Raw genomic sequence first — 24,743 nt, 5'->3', positions numbered from 1 at the left:
ACCGCAGCAAGGCAGAAAGGATACCCGATGAAGATTGCGATGCTTGCAAGAAATGCAAAACTCTATTCTCACCAGCGCCTGAAAGAGGCCGCCGAACAGCGCGGTCACGAGCTCGATATCATCGACACGCTGCGCTGCTACATGAACATCGCCTCGCGTCGGCCGGAAATTTTCTACAACGGTGAAAAGCTGACAGGCTACGATGCCGTCATTCCCCGTATCGGCGCGTCGATCACATTCTACGGCATGGCGGTGCTGCGCCAGTTCGAGATGATGGGCGTCTATCCCCTGAACGAAAGCGTCGCCATAGGCCGGTCGCGCGACAAGCTGCGCTCGATGCAGCTTCTGGCACGCGACGGCATCGGTCTCCCGGTCACCACTTTCGCGCATGATCCGAAACAGACCGAGGAAGTGCTGAAGCTCGCCGGGGGCGCGCCGATCGTGATCAAGCTTCTGGAAGGCACCCAGGGCATCGGTGTGGTTCTGGCCGATACGGACCGGTCGGCCAAGTCGGTTGTCGAAGCGTTCCGCGGGGCGGGTGTCAACATTCTGATGCAGGAATTCATCAAGGAAGCCGGCGGAACCGACATCCGCGCAATCGTCGTCGGCGGCAAGGTCGTGGCGGCCATGAAGCGCACCGGCGCAGAGGGCGAATTCCGCTCGAACCTGCACCGGGGCGGCTCGGCGCAGATCGTCAAACTGTCTACGGAAGAGCGGGCGACAGCGGTCCGCGCGGCCAAGAGCCTCGGATTGAATGCCTGTGGTGTCGACATGCTGCGCGCAAATCATGGCCCGGTGATCATGGAAGTCAACTCCTCTCCGGGTCTCGAGGGCGTTGAAAAGGCGACGGGACTGGATATCGCCGGCAAGATAATCGAGCAGTTGGAAAAGAATGCCAAGGTCGGCAATACCAAGACCAAGGGCAAGGGATGAGGACGGCACGGCCGCCTTTCGGGATCGGGGAGGAACAGGTTCCTCCCGGGTCGCGGCGAACGGTCGATCTGCCGGTCAGTGTCCTGTCCGACCATACGCCGGTGACCATGTCGGTTCACGTGGTCCATGGAGAGCGGCCGGGGCCGGTCCTTTTCGTCGGGGGGGGATACACGGCGACGAGGTCATCGGTGTCGAGATCATCCGCAGACTGTTGAAGGCGCCCAATCTGGAATCCCTGAAGGGCACGCTGATCGCGGTGCCCATCGTGAACGCGTTCGGATTCATCAGTCACTCGCGGTACCTTCCCGACCGGCGCGACCTCAATCGCATGTTCCCGGGGAGCCACTCCGGGCCTCTCGCGTCGCGGCTGGCGAACATGTTCATGACCGAGATCGTCAAACGGTCCGACCTGGGAATCGATCTGCATTCCGCAGCGATCCATCGCACCAACTATCCCCAGGTCCGCATTGCGCCCGGCAATGACCATACCCTGGACCTTGCCGCCGTGTTCGGAGCTCCGATCGTGATGCGTTCTCCGCTGCGCGACGGATCGCTTCGCAAGGCGGCGAAGGACATCGGCAAGGACGTTCTTCTCTACGAGGCCGGCGAAGGGCTGCGATTTGACGAGCTGTCCGTGCGCGCCGGAGTTGCCGGCATCCTCAGGATCATGCGGCAGCAGAAAATGATTCCGCCGAAGGGCGTGTCACGGCCCAAGGCAGCGCCGCAGTTCTGCCCGTCGAGCAAGTGGCTGAGGGCGCCCATGGGCGGGCTTCTTCGAATTTACAAGACCGATGGCGCTCTGGTCCGTCAGGGTGACACGATGGCGACGGTCTCGGACCCGTTCGGCGAACAGGAACAGGAAATTGTGGCGCCCTTCGACGGCATCATCGTCGGGCGGGCGGTCATGCCCGTCGTCAACGAAGGCGATGCCGTGTTTCACCTGGGCCGGGTCAGGTCGGTGGACCATGCGGAAGGGTCGGTCGGGGACCTGAGCGCCCAGCTTGACGACGATCCGATGTTCGACGAGGACGAGATCATCTGAGCAGGCCGCGCCGATGCCCTCCCGTCGTTTCTCATCCGGGAGACCGTGACCCCAAACGACGAGAGCGGCGCCATGTCTGGCGCCGCTCTCGGTCTGGCCGTCCGGAGACGGGCGCGGGCAGAAGACTTATAGCGGCGCGGGGTCGCTACCTCCGCTCCGGCCGCCCTTGGCCATGAACCGGTCGAACTCTTCCTGGTCGCGCGCACGGCGCAGTTCCCGAAGAAAGTCGTCGAACTCGGCGCGCATCGTATCGAGCTTGGCCCGTTCTTCTTCCAGGCGCTTGAGTTCCCGTTCGCGGTAATCGTCAAACGCGACATTGCCCGTACGCGGGTGGCCGGCAGTGCTGGACATGTTTTCGAAAGCTCCCTTCAGCGGGCTGCCCCGCCATTGATCCCGGGCGTCGCGGGCAAGGCCCTCGAAACGGTCACCCCACAAGATGTAGGCAAGCATGGCAAGGCCAAGCGGCCAGAACACCACGAACCCCAGCACCATCAGGCCGATGGTTGCCGGCGTCCAGGCAGGTTTAATCATGCAACTTTTGGCTGTTGTCATCGTCCTATCCATTTAAGACATCCACGATGTTCAGGTAGGGATTGGCTGGCGGCGCTTCAAGGATTTGTGATGTCGAACACAGGTTTCAGCCGACGGAAATTCCGGCCGGATTCGCACCGGAAAATCGCTAAAACATTGGTTTCATGAACAAAAAAGGTCAGCCCCGAGCCGGGGGATCCGCCGATCACATCTTGGCTGAAACAAGCCAGGGAGCGCTGTCCGATGGGCCTTTGACCGGCAGGCCGGGACGTCGTCGTCAGGTCAAGGCGCCCCGAAGGGCGCCTCCACGCATGTTTGTCAGGCGACGGTTTCCGACAACTGCCGGGCCTGCTCGATCCAGTTGTCCCGGGCGATGCGGCCGCGGAAATCAAGCTTGCTGTCGAGCGCCTCGATCTGGGCGGCGGTCAGCCCGGCGATCTGCCAGAAATGGAAGATGCCGGCTTCGTTGAGCGCCGATTCCAGTTTCGGGCCGACGCCGCTGATCGCCTTCAGGTCATCGGCGGCTCCGTCAGGCTTCGCCAGAAGGATGCTTTCGAGTGAACTCGGGGCTTTTTTGGCCGCTGCTGCCGGCTTTTTCGCTGCGGAGGTGGAGGGTGCCGGGGACGGTTTTGTCCGCGCCGGTCCGGCTCCCTGCGGTTTCTTGGGCAGGTTGGTGCGGTTCGAACGGATGAAGTCCATGACACGCGGCGCGATCTCGGCGCGCCAGCGCGAGCCGTTGAAGACCCCGTAGTGGCCGACATTCGGCTGCTCGTAATGCGCTTTCTTGTCGTCCGCGAGGCCGGTGCAGAGCGCATGCGCGGCTTTGGTCTGGCCGCGTCCGGTGATGTCGTCCTTCTCGCCTTCCACGGTCAGAAGCGCCGTGCGCGAAATCTTGGTGCAGTCGACCAGCCGGCCGTTGTGGGTCATCGTCCCGTTCGGCAGCGCATGATCGATGAAGACCGCCTCCACCGTCTGCAGATAGAATTCGGCGGTCAGGTCCATCACGGCGAGATATTCGTCGTAGAAATCGCGGTGTTTTTCGGCTCCGTCGCCGTCGCCTTCGATGAGGTGCTGGAAGAAGTCCCGATGAGCGGTGACGTGCCGGTCGAGGTTCATGCCCATGAAACCCGACAGCTGCAGAAAGCCCGGATAGACATCGCGCATGAAGCCCGGATGCGGAAACGGCACCTTCATGACGACATTGTTGCGGAACCAGTCGATGCCCTTGTCGACGGCAAGGTCGTTCACGGCGGTGGGAGCGACGCGCGTGTCGATCGGTCCGCCCATCAGCGTCATGGTGGCCGGAACGTAAGGATCCTCGCGATCTTCCATCACGGCGACCGCGGCAAGGACCGGAACGGAAGGCTGGCAGACGCCCAGGATATGAGTATCCGGGCCGAGCAGATGCAGCATCGAGATGATGTAGTCGATATAGTCGTCAAGGTCGAACTTGCCGTCCTGGATGGGCACCATGCGGGCATCGATCCAGTCGGTGATATAGACATCCGCGTTCGGCAGCAGCGCTTCGACGGTGCCGCGCAGCAGTGTCGCGTAATGGCCGGACATCGGCGCGACGATCAGGATCTTCGGGTCGTTGCGGTGGGACGTCACCCCGCGCTCGAACCGGATCATGTCGCAGAACGGGCGGCTCCAGACGGTGGTTTCCCGAACCGGAACGCGGACGCCGCTGACAGTCGTTTCTTCAAGGCCGAATTCCGGCTTGCCGTAGCGGCGGGTGGTGCGTTCAAGAACCTCACAGCCGGCCGCGACCGTCCGGCCGTAGCTGGTATGGGCGAGCGGATTGAGCGGGTTCTGGAAGTAAAGCCGCGTCATGTCCACCATGGCCCGGATCGGTGCCACGGCAGCGTGGTTCATTTCATAAAGGTGATAGAACGGCAATGACGCATCTCCATTGTTGAACAAACCGTTGCCAGCCCCTTCGGCAAAATTTGTGAACATGTTCCCGGCTCGTCGTTATTATTTGCACCATCTATTGCATCGCAACAGGATAGCCAGCCCTGAAGCTGCCTGCAATACTGCTATTTGTTATATGTAAACGCAGCTAATTGCTCAGCATTGCAGCCAAAGTCACTTTGGCACCAAAACACTGTGCAATGCACAATACCGGATAAAACATTTAAATCAGCTTGGTAGCATTATTTTCACGATGAAGCCCGCGGGCCTCATGCGGCCAGATCGGCGACCACCGCGTCGAGCACGAAAAATCCGTCCCGGGTCGCCCGGACTCTGTTTTCCCCGATTTCTTCCACCATGCCGTGCTCCTTGAGCGCGTTCAGGCGGTTCGGGTCGAGGGATTTGTGGGCGTAGCGTTCATACCGTTTCATGTCGATGCCCTCGGTGAGCCGCAAGCCCATCAGCAGGAATTCGTCGCCCTGCTCCTCTTCGGAAAGACCGGTATTTTCAACCAGCGCATGCCCGTGCCGCTCGACCGTTTCCAGCCACGTCTCCGGATGGCGCTCCGTCGATGTCGCCAAACGGCTGGCGCCGACGGTCAGGCGGCCATGGGCGCCCGGACCGACGCCGACATAGTCGCCATAGCGCCAGTAGACCTGGTTGTGCCGGCATTCCGCGCCGGGCCTTGCGTGATTGGAAACCTCGTAGGCCGGCAGGCCGGCTGCGGCCGTCACATCCTGGGTCAACTCGTAGAATTCGGCGCCGAGATCCTGATCCGGCATCTTCAGCTTGCCGGCGTGATACAGCGTATGGAACGGCGTGCCTTCCTCGATGGTCAGCTGATAGAGGGACAGATGATCGGCGGCCAGATCGATCGCCTGCCTCAGTTCCGCCTCCCAGCCGGCCGGTGTCTGGCCGGGTCGGGCGTAGATGAGGTCGAAGGACAGCCTGGGAAAGGTTTCCCTGGCGGTGTCGATGGCGGTCCGCGCCGTTTTTGCGTCATGCAGGCGTCCCAGCAGTTTCAGGTCGGTGTCGATCAGCGACTGGACGCCGAGCGAGACCCGGTTGACGCCGGCGGCGCGATACCCCCGGAACCGCTCCGCCTCGACGGACGAAGGATTGGCTTCCATGGAAATTTCCACGGTATCGTCCATGGTCCATCTGTCCGAAATCGCGGTCAGGATGCGCTCCACCGTGGCCGGGGCCATCAGCGAGGGCGTGCCGCCGCCCAGGAACACGGACTGGATCGTCCGCTTGCCTGTCAGCTCGGCGAAATGGGCCAGTTCCCGCTCGAACGCGGCCGCAAAGCGGTCCTGGTCGACCGGCTGGTGCCGGACATGGGAATTGAAGTCGCAATAAGGACATTTGGCCGCGCAGAAGGGCCAGTGCACATAGATGCCGAAGCCGCCTTCCACTGTCTCCCGCGTGATCACGCCTATCGTCCCTTCAGGCAGCCGGCCGCGAACAGTTCGAACGCGCGGGCGCGATGGGACAGGGCCGGCGTGTCCTTCGACCAGCCATGCTTGTCGGCAGAATCCATTTCGCCGAAGGTGCGCTCATGGCCGTCCGGCCGGAACATCGGATCGTAGCCGAACCCTTGCGTGCCGCGCGGCGGCCAGACCACGGTGCCTTCGATCTCGCCGCGGAAATATTCTTCGTGCCCGTCCGGCCAGGCCAGGCACAGAACGGCGACGAACGAACCGCGCCGGCGGTCCTCCGCCGTTTCGCCGGCGGATTGCAGCTTTTCCTCGATGGTGCGCATCGCCATGGCGAAATCCTTGTCCGGACCCGCCCAGCGTGCGGAATAGATGCCGGGATCGCCGTTCAGCGCCTCGACACAGAAGCCGCTGTCGTCTGCCAGGGCCGGAAATCCGGACGCCTGCGCGGACGCCCGCGCCTTCAGCGCGGCGTTGGCCTCGAAGGTCAGCCCGGTTTCTTCCGGCTCGGGCAGACCCAGATCGCCCGCCGAGACCACATCGAACCCGAAAGGTTGCAGCAGTTCGTTGATCTCGCGGATCTTGCCCTTGTTGTGACTGGCAACAACGAGTTTTCCGGGTTCCAGGATGCGATGGCTCATGGATGCACTCCTCAGAGAATGGCCATCTTCTGCAGATCGACCAGCCGGCCGATGCCGGACTTGGCGAGGCCCAGAAGCTGGCCGAATTCCTCTTCGGAGAACGGCGCGCCTTCGGCCGTGCCCTGGATTTCGACAATGCCGCCGGTGCCGGTCAGGACGAAATTGGCGTCTGTTTCGGCATTGCTGTCCTCAGCGTAGTCGAGGTCCAGAACCGGAGTGCCTTCGTAGATGCCACAGGAGATCGCCGCGATATGGTCCTTCAGGACGGGCCTGGACACCATTTCGCGGGCCTTCATCCACTCGACGCAATCGCGCAGAGCGACCCAGGCGCCGGTGATCGCGGCCGTGCGGGTGCCGCCGTCGGCCTGGATGACATCGCAGTCGACGGAGATCTGGGCTTCGCCCAAAGCTTCGAGATCGACCACGGCGCGCAGGGACCGGCCGATCAGCCGCTGGATTTCCTGGGTCCGGCCCGATTGCTTGCCGGCGCTGGCCTCCCGGCGCATGCGGTCGCCGGTCGCGCGTGGCAACATGCCGTATTCCGCCGTTACCCAGCCCCGGTTCTGGCCGCGCAGCCAGGGCGGAACCCGCTCTTCGAGGCTGGCGGTGCACAGAACGTGCGTGTCGCCGAACTTGACCAGGCAGGAGCCTTCCGCATGTTTGGAGACGCTGCGTTCCAGCGTGACGGCACGCAGTTCGTCGGCGGCGCGTTTGGACGGACGCATGAATTTCCCTTTCAACCTTGGAGCCGGTGGAAACCGCTGGTTCCCGGCGTATTCGTTGAGGCCTTGTAGACCCCAATTTTGTCCGCCGTAAAGGGCCTGCTTCACGCGAAGACCATTTTGCGCCTATATCTTTGACAGGAAGGCTTCCGGCGGCCGCGAAAAGCACGCCCGGAACAGCGATCCCGAACCCTGGTGCTACCGGAGAACACACCTTGAGCCTGAGCGACCTCGACAAGAGATCCCGAGAAATCTTCCGCGCGATCGTCGAGACCTATCTGGAAACCGGTGAGCCGGTCGGGTCCCGCAACGTGTCCAGGAACCTGAGCGTGTCCCTGTCGCCGGCTTCCGTCCGCAACGTGATGTCGGACCTGGAACATCTGGGTCTGCTGCATGCCCCGCACACCAGTGCCGGGCGCCTGCCGACCGAAATCGGTCTGCGCTTTTTCGTCGACGCGCTTCTGGAGGTCGGCGACCTGACCCAGGAGGAGCGGCGCCAGATCGACGTGCAGGTTCGGGCCTCCCAGCAGGCCAATTCGGCGGAGCAGGTTCTGACCGAGGCCAGCCAGATGCTCTCGGGCCTGTCCATGGGGGCCGGTGTCGTGCTGACCCACAAGACCGACATGCGCCTGAAGCATATCGAATTCGTGCGCATCGAGCCCGGCAAGGCTCTGGCGGTGCTGGTCAGTGACGACGGCTCGGTGGAAAACCGGGTGGTCGAACTGCCGCCCAACCTGCCGTCCTCGGCGCTTGTGGAAGCGACCAACTATCTGAATGCCCAGATCCAGGGCAGGACCCTGTCGGAGATCCGCGCCGGACTTGAAAAGGTCCGCGATGCGGATCAGGCGGAACTCGACCAGCTCAGCCAGAAGGTGATCGACGCCGGGCTGGCGGTGTGGGGCGGGGAAAGCGCCAACGATCCCGGCACGCTGATCGTCAGGGGCCGGTCCAATCTGCTCACCGATCTGGACGCGGTCGAGGACCTGGAACGCATTCGCCTGCTGTTCGACGACCTGGAAAGCAAGAAAGACCTGATCCATTTGCTCGGCCTTGCGGAAAAGGGCGATGGCGTGCGCATCTTCATCGGTTCGGAAAACAATCTGTTCTCGCTGTCGGGCTCTTCCCTGGTGCTCTCGCCCTACCGGGACACCAGCCAGCGCATTGTCGGCGTCCTGGGCATCATCGGACCGACCCGGCTGAACTACGCCAGGGTGATCCCGATGGTGGACTACACCGCCCGGCTGGTCAGCCGGATCCTGAAATGACCGGGCCGAACCCGGCACGCGACTGATGACACGGAAAATCTGAATGCTCTCTCCCGCCGAACTGGAACGCTATGCACGCCACATCGTCATGCAGGAGATCGGCGGCGCCGGGCAGCAGAAGCTGAAGGCAGCCCGCGTGCTGGTGATCGGGGCGGGCGGTCTGGGCGCGCCCGTGCTGCAGTATCTTGCGGCTGCCGGCGTCGGCACGCTGGGTGTTGTCGATGACGACACCGTCACGCTGTCCAACCTGCAACGGCAGGTGATCCACGACACCGATCAGCTCGGCGAACCCAAGGTCGCCAGCGCGGCGGAGGCAATCGCGCGGCTCAATCCGAACGTGAAAGTGAATCCGTATCCGGTCCGCATCACCGGCCAGAATGCCATGGCGCTGGTTTCGGATTATGATCTTGTGATCGATGGAACGGACAATTTCGACACGCGGTACCTGATGTCGGATGTCTGCTTTTTTGCCGGGAAACCGCTGGTGACGGCCGCCGTCGGCCAGTTCGACGGCTCGATCACCACCCTGAAGCCGTATGAGAGCGATGCGGACGGCAATCCGAACCCCACCTACCGCTGCCTGTTCCCGCAAAAGCCGCGCGACGGCCTGTTGCCGACCTGCGCCCAGGCCGGCGTTCTGGGGGCGCTCACGGGCATCATCGGTGCCATGCAGGCCATGGAGGTGATCAAGGAACTGACCGGAACGGGCGAGGGACTGGTCGGCCGCATGATCCTGTTCGACGCGCGCGCCTTTCGCATGGAAACCATCCGGTACAGGCATTCGCCGAAGAACCCGCTCAGCGGCGATCATCCGAAGACCTGGGCGGAGATGCTGGAAGAGGGATAGAGGTCGGGACCTCACGCGCCCTGGGCCTGCCTGCACGGGTCGGGGCGTGGGCGCCCCTGGGTCGCCCCTCTGGACAATCGGCCACGCGCACCGCATATCTGCACCAATCGTTCCGAAAATCCCAATGGCGCCTGACAGGCGCCGCCCGCCGGGAGTTGCCTCATGGCTTTGAAAGTTGCGGTCCAGATGGACCATATCGCGTCCATCAACATTGCCGGAGACAGTGCCTTCGCGCTGATGCTGGAAGCGCAGGCGCGCGGCCATGAGCTCCATCACTACACGCCCGACCGGCTGGCCATGCGCGGCGACGACATCTTCTGTGCGCTCGAGCCGGTGGAGGTGCGCGACGAAAAGGGCAATCACTTCACTCTTGGCGATCCGCACCGGACGAACATGCGCGAGATGGACGTGGTGCTGATGCGCCAGGATCCGCCCTTCGATCTGGCCTATATCGCCGCGACCCATCTGCTTCAGAAAATTCATCCGGACACGCTGGTGGTCAACAACCCGGTGGAAGTCCGCAACGCACCGGAAAAACTGTTCGTCACCGAATTCGCCGACCTGATGCCGCCGACCCTGATCACCCGGGACAAGGCGGAGATCGACCTGTTCCGCAAGGAATTCGGCGACATCGTGATGAAGCCGCTGTTCGGCCATGGCGGCGCGGCCGTCTTCCGGATCACGCAGGACGATCTCAACTACGGCTCCCTGTATGATTTCTTCGCTGCCACCTTCCGCGAACCCTGGGTGATCCAGCAGTTCCTGCCCAACGTCAAACACGGCGACAAGCGCATCCTGCTGGTCGACGGCGCATTCGCCGGTGCCGTCAATCGCGTGCCGGCCGCGGGCGATCTCAGATCCAATATGGTGCGCGGCGGAGCCCCGACGGACAGCGACCTGACCGAACGCGAACGCGAGATCTGCGCCCGTCTCGGCCCTTCCTTGCGCGAAAAAGGCCTCATCCTGGTGGGCATCGACGTGATCGACGGCTACCTGACCGAAATCAACGTCACCGCCCCCACCGGCATCCGCGCCGTCCGCAACCTCGGCGGCCCGGATGTGGCGGCGCAGGTCTGGGGTGTGCTGGAGGCGAAGGTGAAGGGCTGAGCGATTTCCATGGTTCGACCGGTTTGCCGCTGATTTTCGGTCCGGTTTGGTTTGGTTCGCAGTCGCCCCGGACAAGCGCAGCGCAGCTCCGGGGCCTGTTCGCACCCGAGCTTGTAGAAGAGAAACCCCTTCGCTCGCCCGGAGTCCGGTTGTGAGATGAGCGAGCCATGCCGCTTGCGCCTGTCTCCCCCCTTGCGGGGGAGATGTCCGCGTCGCGGACAGAGGGGGGCGAAGCGCTTCCTCAAATTGCAGAAACCCTGAGTGCTCCGAGAGGGTGGTACCCCCCTCTGTCTCCTTGCGGAGACATCTCCCTCGCAAGGGGGGAGAGGGCAACAAGCGGCCTGGCCGCTACTCCGCCTTTATTCGGCGGCCTCCGGCTTGATCACTCCGCGGCGGACCTGGTCTTCCTCGATGGATTCGAACAACGCGCGGAAATTGCCTTCGCCGAAACCCTCGTCGCCCTTGCGCTGGATGAATTCGAAGAAGATCGGCCCGATCACGGTTCTGGAGAAGATCTGCAACAGGATCTTGGTCATGCCGCCATCGATCACGCCTTCGCCGTCGATCAGGATGCCGTGGCGCTTCATGCGCTCGATCGGTTCGCTGTGGCCTTTGACGCGCTCACCGGACATCTCGTAATAGGTGTCCGGCGGGCCCGGCATGAATTTCAGCTCGTTCGCTGCCAGCCGGTCGGTGCCGGTGTAGATGTCGTCCGTTCCGACGGCGATGTGCTGGATGCCTTCGCCCTTGTATTTCCGCAAGTATTCCTCGATCTGGCTGGTGTCGTCCTTGGACTCGTTCAGCGGAATGCGGATCTTGCCGCAGGGGCTGGTGATGGCCCGGCTGACGAGGCCCGTGATGCGGCCGTCAATGTCGAAGAAGTGGATCTGCTTGAAGCCGAACAGGTCGCGGTAGAAATCCCACCACTTGTCCATGTTGCCGCGAAAGACGTTGTGAGTCAGGTGGTCGAGATAATAGAAGCCGACGCCTTCCGGCTTCGGATCGACCTCGCCCAGCCACTCGAAATCCTTCGAATAGGCCGACCCCTTGCCGCCGTAGGTATCGACGAAATAGAGCAGCGACCCGCCGATGCCGACGATCGCCGGGACGTCCAGGGTCTTGTCGGTGCCTTCATAGGGCGTGGCGCCCTTCGAGACCGCATGGTCGAAGGCCTGTTGCGCATCGACCACCCGCCAGGCCATGGCCGGGGCGCAGGGGCCATGGGTGTCGACGAAGGTCATGCCGAAACTGCCGGGTTCGGCGTTCAGCACATAGGTGATGTCACCCTGCCGGTAGAGCGTGATGTTTTTGCTCTTGTGCTTCGCGACCGGCTGATAGCCCATCTTGCGGAACAGGATGTCCAGCTTTTCCGTTTCCGGATGGGAGAATTCGACAAATTCGAAGCCGTCGGTCCCGGCCGGGTTTTCCGGCGTGATCCGGGCAGGCGGTGCATCGTGTGGAAACGGTCCCATGGTCGGTCCTTCTCTGGAAGCTCGAGTGTTGCCCCAGAATGAAAGAAAATCCGCGCAGAGTGTGTGCAAACCACGTGTTTGCCCGTAAGGTGACGCACAGTATGTGCGTAAAAAATGGATAAGTCGCATGAATATCGCATTGGATGGCTTTGATGTGAAACTGCTGGCGGCTTTGCAAAGCAATGCGGCTCTGACCAACGCCGAGCTCGGCGACGTGATCGGCCTGTCTGCCAGCCAGGTGTCGCGGCGGCGGGCAAAGCTGGAAGAAACCGGCGTCATCCGCGGCTACCGGGCCGCGCTCGATCCCGAAGCGCTGGGCCTGACGGTCACCGCCTTCGTCGGCGTCTCCCTGGGCGCGCATTCCAGGGAGAACGCACGCAGGTTCCGCGCCATGGTGAAGGCCATGCCGGAAGTGCAGGAAGCGCACACGCTGACCGGAGACCTCGACTACATGCTGAAGATCGTGGTGCCGGATCTGAAGGCGCTGAGCCGGATCGTCAATGACGAGCTGCTGCCCCAGGAGGCGGTCCAGCACGTGCGCTCCTCGATCGCCATGGACACGCTCAAGGACGACAACCTGTTGCCGCTCGGGTAGGCGCGTTTGTTCCCTGGTGCGGATCCGTCCTTCCAGCCCGCGCAAATGTATGGAAATGTCACATGGTCTTGTCAGTCTTGCGGCAAACGCCCATGTGAAGGGACAACCGCGACTTGACCTTATGACGGAGCCTATGATGTTTGACGCAAAATCCCTGCTGGATCAGTTTCTCGGTGGCCAGGGAGGCAGTCAGGGCGGTGGCCAGCGCGACGGCCGCTCCGATGGGCGCGGAAGCTCCGGTGACCTGTTGTCCCAGGGCAAGGATTTCCTGTCGTCACAGGGTGGCGGCCTGGCGCTGGGCGGCCTGGCCGGCCTGATGCTCGGCTCGAAGTCAGGCCGCAAGATCGGCAAGAAGGCGGTCACCTATGGCGGGCTCGCCCTGGTGGCCGGTCTTGCCTACAAGGCCTATCAGGGTCACAAGGCCAATCAGAGCAATGCGCCGCGCCCGCAATACCCGGCCGACGAGCCGGTCCCGCTGGACGCTCCGCGCGGCACTGCCTTCGACCCGCATGAACATCCCGGCGGTGAAAACCAGATGGCAGTCGCCCTGCTGACTGCGATGATCTCCGCCGCCAAGGCGGACGGGCATGTCGATCGCGACGAACAGGACCGGATCTTCGCCAAGATCGACGAGGCCGGTCTCGACAGCGAGGCCAAGGCCTTCCTTATGGACGAACTGCGCTCGCCGCTCGATCTCGACAAGGTCGTCGCCAGCGCCACCTGTCCGGAAACGGCCGCGGAAATCTACGCCGCCTCCCGTCTTGCCATCGACCCGGATCATCCGGCGGAAAAGGCCTATCTGCAGATGCTGGCAGCGCGTCTGGGTCTGGAGGACGGACTGGTCGACGAGATCGAGCTTGCCGTGCGCGAAGCGGAAATGGCGCAGTAAGCCTGTTCCCCCGGAAACCGGGACAGACGGTCCCGGGGGAAGGCGCGCGCAGGAGCCGTTACCTTTCGGTGTTGGCCTCGATCAGCTCCATCGCGCGCTGGTAGAGGCCGCTGCCGTCGAGGCCGTTTTCATCCATTTCGGCAATCCATTTGTCTTTTGTAGGGCTTGTCGCCTCCTTCCAGCGGGCGACTTCCTCGGGTGCGAGATCGATGATCACCGCCCCTTTCGCGATGGCCGCGTCCCGCGGTCCCGCGTCATCCAGCTGCATCTGCCTGCCGGCGAAACCTGAGAGTTCCAGCCCGGAGTTGGTGTCGATCACCGCCTTCAGGTCATCGGGGAGCGCGTCATAAGTTGCCCGGTTCATCGCCAGCACGAAGGTCGCGGTATAAAGGGCGTCTTCTCCGAAGTCCGTGTGGTAGTCGACGAGTTCATTGATCTTCAGGGCGCCGGTGACTTCCCACGGCACCACCGTGGCATCGATCACGCCCTTGGAAAGGGCTTCGGGCACCGCCGGAATCGGCATGCCGACCGGGGTCGCTCCAAGTTCGCTGAACATGCCGTTGGTCACCCGGGTCGGCGCGCGCAGCTTGACGCCGTTCAGGTCGCCCAACTGTTCGATCGGTTGCTTTGAGTGGATCAGGCCGGGTCCATGGACCCAAAGACCCAGAACCTTCATGTCCTTGAAGTCCTGATCCAGCATGGTCTCCTCGGCCAGCTGCCAGAAGGCACGCGACACGGCTTCGGCATCGGTCATGACAAAGGGCAGTTCGAAGACTTCGGTCCGGGGGAACCGTCCGGGCGTGTAGCCCGGCAGGGTCCAGACGATGTCGGCAACGCCGTCGATGGCCTGGTCGATCAGTTCCGGCGGCTTGCCGCCAAGCTGCATGGCCGGGTAGTGCTGAACCTCGATCCGCCCGCCGGATTCCTCCTTGAGGCGGGCCATCCACGGTTCGAGAATGTTCTTCGGCACGCTCGCCTGAGGCGGCAGCATCTGGTGGAGCCGCAATGTGACGTCAGCGGCCAGGGCGGGGGCTGATGCGCCCGCCAGGAAAAGGCCGGTTGCCACGACCGCTCCGGCGGTGGCCGATATCAGGTTCCGGTAGTTCGACATGATGTCCTCCCTTGTCGTGTATGCGCTTCTGCTGTTCTATTCGGCGCGGGTGGTGACCCCGTTCGCTCACGTCAGTCTGACGGGCAGGTTCAAAGGCCCCCGAAATCCGAAGCCGCTCCAGACCACGTCCTCCGGCCTGTCCAGTGTCATGCCGGGAAAGCGCTCGAACAGCATCGGCAGCATGATGTCTCCGACGGTGCGCCGTGAAACATGGGCGCCCGCGCAATGATGCGGGCCGCTGCCGAAGGCCTGATGCGGCGCTTTCGCGCGAAAGACATTGAACACCTCACCGTCTTCAAAGAGGGCTTCGTCGCGGTTGGCCGACGCCTGGATGGTCATCAGGGTCACGCCTTCGGGAATGTCGATGCCGTCGATAACGAGATCCCGGGTGGCACGCCGGGATGATGCCTGAATCGGCGCGACCCATCGGATCCCCTCCTCGAAAGCATCCGCCCAGGCCTCCTGTCTTTTGACTTCCTCAAGCTGGTCGGGGTTGGTCAGCAGCCCGTAGATGATGGTTGCCAGGGCATCGCGCGGCTCGTTGATGCCGCCGCCGATGGCAATCTTGATATTCGCAAACATCTGGCCCTTCGAGATCGGATCCCGCGCGTTCAGCATCACCGACAGGGCGGAATTGTTGGGTTCGGCCAGATGCCGCGGAATGCACTGCTCGAACACGGCATCCATCTCCGCATTGGCCGCGTCGGAAAGCCGGAACGGTTCCTCGGCGAAGCCAAAATTTCCGGCGCCGTCGATCAGCACCTGGGACCAGCGCTGCATGTCCGCATCGCTGACGTCGTCGAGGCCGAGGACATGCGCCAGGATCCGGGCCGCGACAGGCCCGCAAAGATCCGTGAAGACGTCGACCGTTTCGCCGCGCGGCAGACGGTCGAGATAGTCGGCGGTGATTTTCCGGTAGAGATCGGCCCAGTCCGTGTCGATGACCTTCGGGGAATAGGCCCGCTGCATTGCCATGCGTTCGCGGCGGTGCTCGTCGCCGTCCTTGCGCATCAGGGTGTGGGCGAGGAACGCCCTGCGCATGGGCGTCACCGGGTCGTCCGAGCTGAACAGCTCCGGATCGTCCTTCACCATTCTGGTGTGTTTCGCCCTGGTCAGAAAGATCCGGTTCGCCGCCGGCACCCGCACGATCGGCGTCTCCGCCCGCATCCTTCGATAGATCGGATAAGGGTCCCGTGTCAGTTGCTCGAGGGTCAGGCTCTCGTCGACCGGTGCTGTCGCCATCTGCCATCTCCTCCCAAATCCGGCACTGGCGGACAGTAGAACGACCCTCATTAAATCAGGCAATACGATTGACTTTATGAATAGCATCGAATTTTTTGATTTAACGCACCCTGCGCGGCTTGGAACCATCGGGAAGGAAAGTCTGATGACGATACCGGTTGATCCAATGGCGGTCGATTTTCGCGCCCTTCAGGTTTTGATCAGCGTTCACCGGCTGCGCTCATTCACGCGGGCGGCCGAAGAAATGGGTGTCAACCAGTCGGCCGTCAGCTACACGATCAACAAGCTGCGGGACGTGTTTCAGGATCCGTTGTTTGTCCGTCAGGCCCGCCGCCTCGACGCCACGGCCCGCTGTGAGGACATCGTTCGTCAGGCCCGGCGCCTGACCTCGGAATTCCGGCAACTGGCCGCACCGCCCGGCTTCGACCCGAGGACGGCCAGGCAGAAATTCACCATCGCCTGCAATTTTTACGAACGCGTGCTGATCATTCCGGAAATCGTGCACACCCTGACCAGGGAGGCACCGAACCTCGAGCTGGAAATCATCGATGCGTCCGGCATCGGCCATGAACGCCTGATGCGCAACGAGGCGGACCTCCTGATCGGGCCCTTCGAACGGTCCGATCCGCATTTTTACAAGCGTGACCTTTACCGGGACCGCTATGTCTGCCTGCTGGATCCGGCGCATCCCAATGCCGGCGCGCCGCTCAGCCTTGAGGACTATCTCGGCCTTGACCACGTGCTCGTCACCTATGGCGGACAATGGCGTTCGCGCTATCTGATCGAGCTCGAGCGTATGGGCAAGGACCTGAGGGTGGCCCTTCGGGTGCCGAGCCCGGCCGGACTGGAGCGTCTGGTGGCGGGATCGACCCTGGTCGCCACCGTTCCTGAACGCTTGTCGAACGCCGTCAGCGCGGGGCTTCGGGTGATGACCTGTCCGGTCAGGACATCGGTTACGATCGGCCTTGTCTGGACCAGCCTCAATCACCGGTCTCCCATTCATGTGTGGGTGCGCGACATGGTCTACCGGCTGAACAGCCGAAACCGGAAGGAAGGCCAGGTCCAGGCATGGGAACCTTGACGCCAGCCTCCCCGGAAAAAGGCCTCAGGCGGCCGGCGGCCCCACATAGCGTGACGACGGCCGGATCAATTTGCCGGTCCGCTGCTGTTCCAGCGCGTGGGCGCACCAGCCGGCTGTGCGCCCTGCGGCGAACAGCGGTGTGAACAGGCTCCGGTCGATGCCGATGGCATCCAGCAGCACCGCCGTATAGAACTCCACATTCGTCTCCAGCGGCCGGTCAGGCTTGGCTGTCCGCAGCGCGGCAAGGGCCGCCGTTTCGATCCGCTCGGCCAACTGTACCTTCGGGTTGTCCGCGCCAAGGGCCTTCAGACCGGCTTTGAGCACATCCGCGCGCGGATCCCGGGTGCGGTAGATCCGGTGGCCGAACCCCATCAGGCGCTCCTTCCGGGCCAGGGCGCCACCGATCCAGCCGGTTGCGTTGTCCGGGTGCCCGATGGCATCGATCATGTCCAGCACCGGACCCGGGGCCCCGCCATGGAGCGGCCCGCTCAAGGCGCCCATGGCCCCCAGAACCGCCTGTTTCAGGTCCGCCTGTGTGGAGGCGATCACCCGCGCCGTGAAGGTGGAGGCGTTCAGTCCGTGATCGAGAATGGTCACCAGATAGCGGTTTAGCGCCTCCACATGGCTTTGCGGCGGCCGCACTCCAGTCAGCATCCGCAGAAGATCGGTTGCCGTGTCCAGCGTGCTGTCCGGGGCGAGCGGAGGCAATCCGGCCGCACACCTGTGAGCGGCCGCCAGCAACACCGGCAGGGCGCCCGTGATGGTGGCCGCATCGCCGGGCCGGTTCGTCTCCGGCAGGGCGGCAAGTCCGAGCTGCATGCGCTCGAACACCGCCAGTCCGGGCGGGGCCTGTTCCAGCAGCGGCACCACCTGAAAAGCGGCGATGCGGGCCTGGCCGAACCCTGCGGACAGACTGTCGCTGCCGGCGATTTCCAGATCCTGCCAGAGATGCCGGACCGCCCCTTCGAACGATATTGTCCCGGCAAGATCCTCCAGGCGCTTTCCTCGCAGGATCAGGACACCGTTCTGGCCGTCGACATGGCTGAGCCGTGTGGTTGCGGCGACGATGCCTTCCAGTCCGGCGGTCGGGTCCGGTGTCATGCGGGCGGGGTTCGGCGCTTCGGTCATGATCATCTCCTTGTTTGTTCGCGCCAGATAGGAAGAAGTCATTGCATTGATCAATGTTGATAAATACAATCAATGAATGAGCAAGCCGATTTATCTTTCCGCCCGCGAGGCGGCCGCCGAACTCGGCGTTCAGCCGGCAACCCTTTACGCCTATGTCAGCCGGGGGCAGATCTCGTCGGTTGCGGGACACGGCAAGCAGCGCCGTTACGATGCGTCGGATGTGCGCCGTCTGAAGGGCCGCAAGGCGGCGGAGGACCAGACCGGCAAGCGGCCCCTGACGGGCGATCCGGTTCTGGAAACCGAACTGACGCTCATCTCCGAAGACGGGCCGGTCTACCGGGGCCGGCGCGCGCGCGATCTTGCCCAGAACTCCACGCTGGAATCGGTCGCGACCCTGCTTTGGGCGTCGGAACACGACCCCTTCGCGGAGGCAGCGCCCCTGCCGCCGCCGGCGCTGCCCGCGGGCCTGGCGGCCCTTGACAGGCTGATGATGGCGCTTGCCGCATGGCCGTTGCAGGACCGGGCCGCCTACACCCAGGCGCCGCAACTGCTGCAGTTGAAGGGCGCCGCGCTGCTGCGGTATTCGGTGGCGGCGCTGCTGGACGCGAAGCCGGTGGCCATTCCGGTCCACACACAGATTGCCACTGCGTTCGGCGCGGGCGCTGCGGCGAAAAACGTGATCCGGGCTGCCCTCGTCCTGTGCGCGGATCATGAGCTCAACACCAGCGCTTTCGCGGCCCGTTGCGCGGCCTCGACGCGGGCCCCTCTTCACGCGGCTCTGATATCCGGACTTGGCGCCTTTGCCGGTCCGCGCCACGGCGCCGCGTCCGATCGGGCGACGGCCTGGCTCTCAGACATAACTCCGGAAACCGATATCGAGTCCGTTCTTGCAGACCGCCTCAGCCGCGGGGAAACCCTGCCCGGTTTCGGTCATGTCATTTATGGTGAAAAGGATCCGCGCGCCGAGTGCCTTCTGGACGTGCTTTACCGCGGTGAACCGGACCATCCGTTCGTGCGGCGCCTGCCCGGACTGATCGGTGTTGCCCGGGATCTTTTCGGCGTGGCGCCGAACATCGATCTGGTGCTGGCTGCGCTTCAAAAGACCTACGACCTGCCGAAGGACGCCGGCAAGATCATTTTCTGTGCCGCGCGCATGACCGGCTGGATCGCCCATGCGCTCGAGCAATATGCCGCCCCGGAGCAGATCCGCCCGAGGGCGGCCTATGTGGGCGAACGGCCGGAATAGTGCCGGCAAAGACTTTCCGGAAATGGCGGAAAACGGCGGGCAAAGGCAGGCAACGCTTGAAAACCTGGCGATCAGGAGCTATTTCAAGTCAGCGCATGTGATGCGCGAACATGGAGATTGGATGTCAGAGCTTGTGTGATCCGGCTCTCTGAAGACCGGAGAGCCGTAAATGCATGAACCGGTGCCCCGACAGGGCGCTCGAAGACGTGTGTTTAAATCAAGAGACATCCAATGCCACGTAAATACTCCGGTTTCTTTCCTTCGGCGGACAAGCCCGAGGGACCCGGCCAGCTGTCATCTCCACTGCAGATGCTCGGCTGGCAATCGTTTTTTGCTCAACAGATCAGCTCTGACGAACTCGCGGCCACGCCCCCGGTCCGGGTTGTTGAAGTGCACCGCAACGCGCTGCATGTGATCGGCGCCGACATCGACGAAGCCATTCCGCCGCGCCTGGATGCGACGGTGGGCGACTGGATTCTGCTGGACCGCGAGCACCCCGCCGCGAGCCGCGTTCTGGAGCGCAAGTCCCTGCTCAAGCGGCGCGCGCCGGGAACGGACCGGAAGGTCCAGCTCATTGCCGCCAACATCGAAACGGCCTTTGTCGTCTCGTCCTGCAACCAGGACTTCAATATTGCCCGTCTGGAACGCTACATCGCGGCCGCCATGGAAGCGGAAATCAGTCCCGTGATCGTGCTGACGAAATCCGACCTGGTCGACGATGCCCGGAGCTATGCCGATCAGGCGCGCGCGATCTCGGACCTGGTTCCGGTTGTCACGCTTGACGCCCGCGGCGAAGAGCCGGGAGAGGTCCTGGCCGAGTGGTGCAAAACCGGACAGACGGTCGCGTTTCTCGGCTCGTCCGGGGTCGGTAAGTCGACATTGACCAACGCTCTTGCAGGCACGCAGTCGATCGAAACACAAGGCATCCGGGAAGACGACGCCAAGGGACGCCACACGACCACCCGCCGTCAGCTGCATCGGGTTCCCGGGGGCTGCCTTGTTCTGGACACGCCCGGCATGCGCGAATTGCAGCTCACCGACGCGGCCTCCGGCATCGAGGATCTGTTTGCGGATTTGACCGAGCTGGCGGCCGCGTGCCGGTTCAGGGACTGTCAGCACGAAACGGAACCGGGCTGTGCCGTTCAGGAAGCGATCCGGGCCGGACATCTTGAGCCGTCCAGGCACCGGCGGTGGCGCAAGCTCAAGGCGGAGGAAGCATTCAACTCCGCCAGCCTCTCCGAGCGGCGGTCCAGGGACAAGGCCTTCGGTAAAATGGTCCGCGGCATCATGAAACAGAAGAAGCAGACCAAAGGGATTCCCGACTAGCGGATCGGATCTGACACTAGTCTGCGGTTTGTCCCCCGCTCAAGTGTCAAGGTCATGAGATCCACCGGAACCGAATCTCCGGCATGCACGCATCGTCCCGTGACCTGGCATGTCACGGGACGGTTGCGCCTTTGCGGGGCTGCCGGCGATCGCGCCGGCATTCGTGTCGCTCAGGGTTTCGCCTTCATGAAGGATTCGAAATCGACGGTGTCGTTCATCCTGTCGAAACTGCCGAAGGCACCGCCATCCTTGATGTCCACCGCCGCTTCGGTAAAGGCCTTGTAGGCGACCCGGGCAAGGCCGGCCCCGATGGAAACGCGGGTCACGCCCATGTCCCCCAGTTCCTTGCGGGTCAGATGGAAGTTCCTGCGGCCCGCAAGGATGTTCAGGGGCGCATTCACCGCCTTCAGTATGGCGGCAATCTGGTCCTTGTCCTTCAGTTGCGGTGCGTAGACACAGTCGGCACCGGCCTCGACGAAGGCATTCAGACGCCGGATTGTTTCTTCCAGCTCATAAGGGGTCTGGACCGGCCCCTCGCTGCGCGCGGTCAGGACGAAATCCGGTGCCAGGGCGTTCTTCGCCTCGGCGGCCGCTCTGATCCGGTCCACTGCCAGGTCGTGGGCATAATAGGGATGCGCGGGGTCGGTGGTGTAATCCTCGATCGAACAGCCCGCGAGACCTGTCTCGATGGCCGCCCTGATCGTGTCGGCGACGTCCTCGGGAGCGTCACCGAAACCGTTTTCCAGGTCGCCGTTCACCGGCAGGTTCGTGGCGCCGAGGATCTCGGCGGCGTGCGCAAGCGCAAGGTCCCTGCTGATCAGACCTTCCGCGTCCCTGACGCCGCGCGTCCAGGCATAACCCGCACTGGACGTTGCCAGGGCATCGAACCGCAACCCGTCCAGGATACGTGCGGTCCCGGTGTCGAACGGATTCGGCATCAGGAAGGCCCGTCCTGTTTCGTGAAGCGCTTTGAAGGCGGCACGGCGTTCGGCAACGGTCTGCATGGCCATCTCTCCTTATGGTGGTGAAGTCGTATAATGCACCCTTAAAGATTAAAGACACAATGCGGTTCCATTATGTGCGACCTGCGGTCACCGCGCCAAGGTCCGGTCAGACCGGTTTTCAGGAACCGGTTGACCGGGAAAAAGCCCGCGCTTCACACCGTTTACCGGGTGACCTTCGCTGCAAAGCAGCCGCGCCGGGCAAAATGCAGATGGATATAGGCCACTTGCGGGTTGTCGAAGAAGGTCGAGATCTGGCGACCGGCGTCGGTGCCTTCGACAACTTCGGCGTCGATCATGTCATCGTTCTTGTCGAAGGCCCGCACCGAAAGCAGGCGGCAGGTGATGGCCTCGGGCACGGCACCGGGTGCCGGACGGGTTTCGACGGCTCCTTCCTTCACGAAGATCGCGTGCCGGGAACGGTACGGCGTGTCGCCCGGCTGATGCTCGAAATTGAGCAGGAACACCCGCTCGCCCGCGGCGGCATCGGCCAGGGAAACACGGCAGGGGAAAGCGCCGTCGGAAATGTGAACCTGCACGTTGCGTGCCGCGAGATCCGGGTCCGAAAGACCGTTGAGGTGCGCGAATTCGGCGGCGGGCAGGGGATGGATCTGAAACATCGGTAGGTCTCCTGGAATGGTGAGACGCGACCTTAGGCGGCGGCAAACGCAGCAGCGACCCGATTTGCGAGGCCCGTCTGAACGGGTGACTTGACCGCGTCCGCTGCGCCGTGTCTGTTTTCACGAAACAGAACCTCGGAGGAAACATGCGCGATCTGGGTGCGTGGGATTATGTGATTGTCGGCGCGGGAACGGCGGGCTGCGTATTGGCCAACCGGCTGTCCGAGGATCCGGGTGTCAGGGTTCTGCTGCTGGAGGCCGGCAAGAGCGACAACTATATCTGGATCCACATTCCCGTCGGATACCTGCATTGCATGGGCAATCCGCGCGTGGACTGGGGGTTCAAAACGGCGGCGGACCCGGGACTGAACGGGCGTTCGCTGGTCTACCCGCGCGGCAAGGTCCTGGGCGGGTCCTCGTCGATCAACGGCATGATCTACATGCGCGGCCAGGCCCGCGACTACAATCACTGGCGCCAGCTTGGCCTGAGCGGCTGGAGCTGGGACGATGTCCTGCCCTATTTCCGCAAGTCCGAGGATCATTACGCCTGGGACAACGACGTGCACGCCCAGGGCGGCAACCTGAGGGTCGAGGAGCAGCGCATCTCCTGGGAGCTTCTCGACGCCTTCCGCGATGCCTGTGAACAGAACGGCATCCCCAAGACCGCGGATTTCAACGGTGGCGACAATTTCGGCTCCGCCTATTTCCAGGTGACCCAGAAGTCCGGCTTGCGCTGGAACGGCACCAAGGCGTTTCTGCGGCCCGCGAGAAACAGGCCCAATCTTCAGGTTCTGACGGAAGCGCATGTCGACCGGATCCAGTTTGAAAACGGCGTGGCGAGTGGACTGGACATGAGCGTTGGCGGAGAACCCGCAAGCCTTGCGGTCACGGGAGAACTGATCCTTGCCGCAGGCGCGATCGGCTCGCCCCAGCTTCTGGAATTGTCCGGCATCGGCAATCCGGACGTCCTGGGCAAGGCCGGGGTCGAGACGCGCCACGCCCTGCCCTCCGTCGGAGAGAACCTTCAGGACCATCTTCAGCTCAGACCGGTCTTCAAGGTCCGCAACGCGCTGACCATGAACGAGATGGCCAGATCCTGGGTCGGCAAGGCGAAAATCGGCCTGGAATATCTGCTCAAGAGGTCCGGGCCGATGGCCATGGCCCCGAGCCAGCTCGGCGTTTTCGCCAGAACCGACCCGTCCTTCGAGACCGCCAACGTGCAATATCACGTGCAGCCGTTGTCGTTGTCGAAATTCGGTGAGCCGCTGCACCCGTTTCCCGCCATGACCGCGAGCGTCTGCAACCTGCGTCCGGAAAGCCGCGGCCATGTCCATATCACCTCGCCGGATCGTGGCGACCAGCCGGAAATCCTGCCGAAATACCTGTCCGCCGAGGCCGACCGGCGTGTTGCGGCCGACGCCATTCGCCTGACCCGCAGGATCATGGCGGCGCCCGCCATGCAACCGTATCAGCCGGAGGAATATCTGCCCGGTCCGGACTACACCGACGAGGACGACCTGGTGCGGGCGGCGGGCGATATCGGCACGACGATCTTTCATCCCGTCAGCACCTGCCGGATGGGCACGGACGAAGGCTCCGTCGTCGACGGCCGGTTGCGTCTGCGCGGTTTCGACAACATCCGCGTCGTCGATGCCTCCGTCATGCCGACGATCACCTCTGGCAACACCAATGCCCCGACCGTGATGATCGCCGAGAAGGGGGCCGACATGATCCGGCAGGACCGGCGGGCTTGAACAGGAAATGAAGGTCGCCGCAGCCCAAACCTTCGTCTCCGCAGACGTCGCCGAAAACGGCAGAACCATCCGCGAGAGCATCCGGCAGGCGGCGGAGCGGCAGGTTCGTCTCGTCCTGTTTTGCGAAGGCGCCCTGTCCGGCTACTCCAAGGTTCAGGTGGCCGCGCCGTCCGACTGGCTGAGATACGACTGGGCGCAGCTGGATCGCGAATTGGCCGAGATTGCCGCCACCTGCAAGACTTGCGGTATCCATGCCGTTGTCGGTTCCGCACATCCGGTTTCGGAACGAAAACACCCGACCAACAGCCTCGTTGTCATTTCGGATCAGGGCCTGATTACCGGCCGCTACGACAAGCGGTTCCTGTCCAATTCCGAGGTCAACGACTGGTACATGCCGGGAACCGATCCACTCGTGGTGACGATCGACGGCTTCCGCTTCGGCTGTGCCATCTGCATTGAAGCCGCCTTTCCGGAACTGTTTGCCGAGTATGAACGGCTCGGTGCGGACGCAGTCCTCTTCGCGAGTTATGGGATTACGCAGCAATTCAAGACGGCACTTCAGGCACATGCATATTCGAACTGTTGCTGGATCATTGCATCGCCGCCAGCGCAAAAGGCCCACAAGTATCCGGCCTTCATATGCGGACCCGAGGGAGACCCGATCACCCAGGCGGTTCAGAAAAACGATGACGCTTTCGCCGTCGCGGATCTGGACAGGGAGGATCCGGCCTATGAAGTGGCGCTTGCCAGGGCCCGGCCCTGGCGCGCCAAAGCGCGAGAGGGAGGTATCTATCGTGACAAGCGAAAAAGGTCTTCCGACTATTGAGTCCTTTCGGAATG

23 protein-coding genes are annotated in these 24,743 nt (G+C 63.1%); 12 read left to right on the top strand and 11 right to left on the bottom strand.

Annotated elements, in window-relative coordinates; all coding sequences use genetic code 11:
* Positions 1 to 27 precede the first annotated feature (27 nt).
* Together rimK and WNZ15_RS12230 are read left to right on the top strand one after the other, a co-directional pair.
* Positions 28 to 933, top strand: coding sequence for a 30S ribosomal protein S6--L-glutamate ligase (gene rimK, locus WNZ15_RS12235; protein WP_342893263.1), 906 nt, complete (start codon positions 28 to 30; stop codon positions 931 to 933).
* A 211-nt stretch (positions 934 to 1,144) separates the two neighbouring features.
* On the top strand, positions 1,145 to 1,975 hold the full coding sequence (locus WNZ15_RS12230; protein WP_342893262.1) for a succinylglutamate desuccinylase/aspartoacylase family protein: 831 nt from the start codon (positions 1,145 to 1,147) through the stop codon (positions 1,973 to 1,975).
* Between the two features lie 126 nt (positions 1,976 to 2,101).
* Here the strand turns inward: WNZ15_RS12230 and WNZ15_RS12225 are convergent, their stop codons facing one another.
* From WNZ15_RS12225 to rph, 5 genes are all read right to left on the bottom strand, one after another.
* The gene (locus WNZ15_RS12225; RefSeq protein WP_342893261.1) at positions 2,102 to 2,527 is read right to left on the bottom strand and encodes a DUF2852 domain-containing protein; all 426 of its coding nucleotides are present in this window, start codon (positions 2,525 to 2,527) and stop codon (positions 2,102 to 2,104) included.
* A gap of 297 nt (positions 2,528 to 2,824) precedes the next feature.
* Positions 2,825 to 4,465: a polyhydroxyalkanoate depolymerase gene (gene phaZ / locus WNZ15_RS12220; RefSeq protein ID WP_342893260.1), complete on the bottom strand. Its 1,641-nt coding sequence runs from the start codon at positions 4,463 to 4,465 to the stop codon at positions 2,825 to 2,827.
* A 224-nt stretch (positions 4,466 to 4,689) separates the two neighbouring features.
* Positions 4,690 to 5,853 (bottom strand): radical SAM family heme chaperone HemW, encoded by a 1,164-nt coding sequence (gene hemW, locus WNZ15_RS12215; RefSeq protein WP_342893259.1) that lies wholly within the window; start codon positions 5,851 to 5,853, stop codon positions 4,690 to 4,692.
* A gap of 2 nt (positions 5,854 to 5,855) precedes the next feature.
* A complete protein-coding gene (gene rdgB / locus WNZ15_RS12210; protein ID WP_342893258.1) occupies positions 5,856 to 6,497 on the bottom strand; it encodes an RdgB/HAM1 family non-canonical purine NTP pyrophosphatase in 642 nt (213 codons plus the stop codon).
* Between the two features lie 11 nt (positions 6,498 to 6,508).
* Entirely contained in the window at positions 6,509 to 7,222 is a 714-nt protein-coding gene (gene rph / locus WNZ15_RS12205) for a ribonuclease PH (protein WP_342893257.1), read from the bottom strand.
* Between the two features lie 179 nt (positions 7,223 to 7,401).
* On the opposite strand from rph, the gene hrcA reads away from it, so the two are divergent.
* From hrcA to gshB, 3 genes are all read left to right on the top strand, one after another.
* Positions 7,402 to 8,484: a heat-inducible transcriptional repressor HrcA gene (gene hrcA, locus WNZ15_RS12200; protein ID WP_342893809.1), complete on the top strand. Its 1,083-nt coding sequence runs from the start codon at positions 7,402 to 7,404 to the stop codon at positions 8,482 to 8,484.
* A gap of 43 nt (positions 8,485 to 8,527) precedes the next feature.
* Positions 8,528 to 9,331, top strand: a complete 804-nt coding sequence (gene moeB / locus WNZ15_RS12195) for a molybdopterin-synthase adenylyltransferase MoeB (protein WP_342893256.1) — start codon at positions 8,528 to 8,530, stop codon at positions 9,329 to 9,331.
* A 162-nt stretch (positions 9,332 to 9,493) separates the two neighbouring features.
* Entirely contained in the window at positions 9,494 to 10,438 is a 945-nt protein-coding gene (gene gshB / locus WNZ15_RS12190) for a glutathione synthase (protein ID WP_342893255.1), read from the top strand.
* Positions 10,439 to 10,797: 359 nt separating this feature from the next.
* On the opposite strand, the gene hppD is transcribed toward gshB, so the two are convergent.
* Positions 10,798 to 11,910, bottom strand: a complete 1,113-nt coding sequence (gene hppD / locus WNZ15_RS12185; protein ID WP_342893254.1) for a 4-hydroxyphenylpyruvate dioxygenase — start codon at positions 11,908 to 11,910, stop codon at positions 10,798 to 10,800.
* A gap of 127 nt (positions 11,911 to 12,037) precedes the next feature.
* Between hppD and WNZ15_RS12180 the strand changes: the two genes are divergently transcribed.
* Both WNZ15_RS12180 and WNZ15_RS12175 read left to right on the top strand, forming a co-directional pair.
* Positions 12,038 to 12,505, top strand: coding sequence for an Lrp/AsnC family transcriptional regulator (locus WNZ15_RS12180; RefSeq protein WP_342893253.1), 468 nt, complete (start codon positions 12,038 to 12,040; stop codon positions 12,503 to 12,505).
* A 136-nt stretch (positions 12,506 to 12,641) separates the two neighbouring features.
* Positions 12,642 to 13,394, top strand: a complete 753-nt coding sequence (locus WNZ15_RS12175; RefSeq protein ID WP_342893252.1) for a tellurite resistance TerB family protein — start codon at positions 12,642 to 12,644, stop codon at positions 13,392 to 13,394.
* A 58-nt stretch (positions 13,395 to 13,452) separates the two neighbouring features.
* Here WNZ15_RS12175 and WNZ15_RS12170 read toward each other — a convergent pair whose 3' ends face one another.
* The gene (locus WNZ15_RS12170) at positions 13,453 to 14,505 is read right to left on the bottom strand and encodes a TRAP transporter substrate-binding protein (RefSeq protein WP_342893251.1); all 1,053 of its coding nucleotides are present in this window, start codon (positions 14,503 to 14,505) and stop codon (positions 13,453 to 13,455) included.
* A 66-nt stretch (positions 14,506 to 14,571) separates the two neighbouring features.
* Positions 14,572 to 15,747 carry a cytochrome P450 gene (locus tag WNZ15_RS12165; RefSeq protein WP_342893250.1) on the bottom strand — a complete coding sequence of 392 codons (1,176 nt, stop codon included), beginning with the start codon at positions 15,745 to 15,747 and terminating at the stop codon, positions 14,572 to 14,574.
* A 145-nt stretch (positions 15,748 to 15,892) separates the two neighbouring features.
* On the opposite strand from WNZ15_RS12165, the gene WNZ15_RS12160 reads away from it, so the two are divergent.
* Entirely contained in the window at positions 15,893 to 16,828 is a 936-nt protein-coding gene (locus WNZ15_RS12160; RefSeq protein ID WP_342893249.1) for a LysR family transcriptional regulator, read from the top strand.
* 24 nt (positions 16,829 to 16,852) lie between these two features.
* On the opposite strand, the gene WNZ15_RS12155 is transcribed toward WNZ15_RS12160, so the two are convergent.
* Positions 16,853 to 17,956: a citrate synthase/methylcitrate synthase gene (locus WNZ15_RS12155; protein WP_342893248.1), complete on the bottom strand. Its 1,104-nt coding sequence runs from the start codon at positions 17,954 to 17,956 to the stop codon at positions 16,853 to 16,855.
* A 76-nt stretch (positions 17,957 to 18,032) separates the two neighbouring features.
* On the opposite strand from WNZ15_RS12155, the gene WNZ15_RS12150 reads away from it, so the two are divergent.
* Positions 18,033 to 19,202, top strand: coding sequence for a citrate synthase family protein (locus WNZ15_RS12150; RefSeq protein ID WP_342893247.1), 1,170 nt, complete (start codon positions 18,033 to 18,035; stop codon positions 19,200 to 19,202).
* A 231-nt stretch (positions 19,203 to 19,433) separates the two neighbouring features.
* Positions 19,434 to 20,528: a ribosome small subunit-dependent GTPase A gene (rsgA, locus tag WNZ15_RS12145; RefSeq protein ID WP_342893246.1), complete on the top strand. Its 1,095-nt coding sequence runs from the start codon at positions 19,434 to 19,436 to the stop codon at positions 20,526 to 20,528.
* Positions 20,529 to 20,698: 170 nt separating this feature from the next.
* On the opposite strand, the gene WNZ15_RS12140 is transcribed toward rsgA, so the two are convergent.
* Both WNZ15_RS12140 and WNZ15_RS12135 read right to left on the bottom strand, forming a co-directional pair.
* Positions 20,699 to 21,532 carry an isocitrate lyase/phosphoenolpyruvate mutase family protein gene (locus tag WNZ15_RS12140; RefSeq protein WP_342893245.1) on the bottom strand — a complete coding sequence of 278 codons (834 nt, stop codon included), beginning with the start codon at positions 21,530 to 21,532 and terminating at the stop codon, positions 20,699 to 20,701.
* Positions 21,533 to 21,693: 161 nt separating this feature from the next.
* Positions 21,694 to 22,149, bottom strand: coding sequence for a DUF1203 domain-containing protein (locus WNZ15_RS12135; RefSeq protein ID WP_342893244.1), 456 nt, complete (start codon positions 22,147 to 22,149; stop codon positions 21,694 to 21,696).
* 155 nt (positions 22,150 to 22,304) lie between these two features.
* Between WNZ15_RS12135 and WNZ15_RS12130 the strand changes: the two genes are divergently transcribed.
* Both WNZ15_RS12130 and WNZ15_RS12125 read left to right on the top strand, forming a co-directional pair.
* Complete coding sequence (locus WNZ15_RS12130; RefSeq protein ID WP_342893808.1) at positions 22,305 to 23,903, top strand: GMC family oxidoreductase N-terminal domain-containing protein; 1,599 nt, start codon at positions 22,305 to 22,307, stop codon at positions 23,901 to 23,903.
* Between the two features lie 7 nt (positions 23,904 to 23,910).
* Positions 23,911 to 24,729, top strand: a complete 819-nt coding sequence (locus tag WNZ15_RS12125) for a carbon-nitrogen hydrolase family protein (RefSeq protein ID WP_342893243.1) — start codon at positions 23,911 to 23,913, stop codon at positions 24,727 to 24,729.
* Positions 24,730 to 24,743 lie beyond the last annotated feature (14 nt).

Source organism: Roseibium sp. AS2, from assembly GCF_038900065.1.
Lineage (GTDB): Bacteria > Pseudomonadota > Alphaproteobacteria > Rhizobiales > Stappiaceae > Roseibium.
The sequence above is the reverse complement of the archived record's forward strand: the minus strand, read 5'-3'. Positions and strand labels throughout refer to the sequence as shown.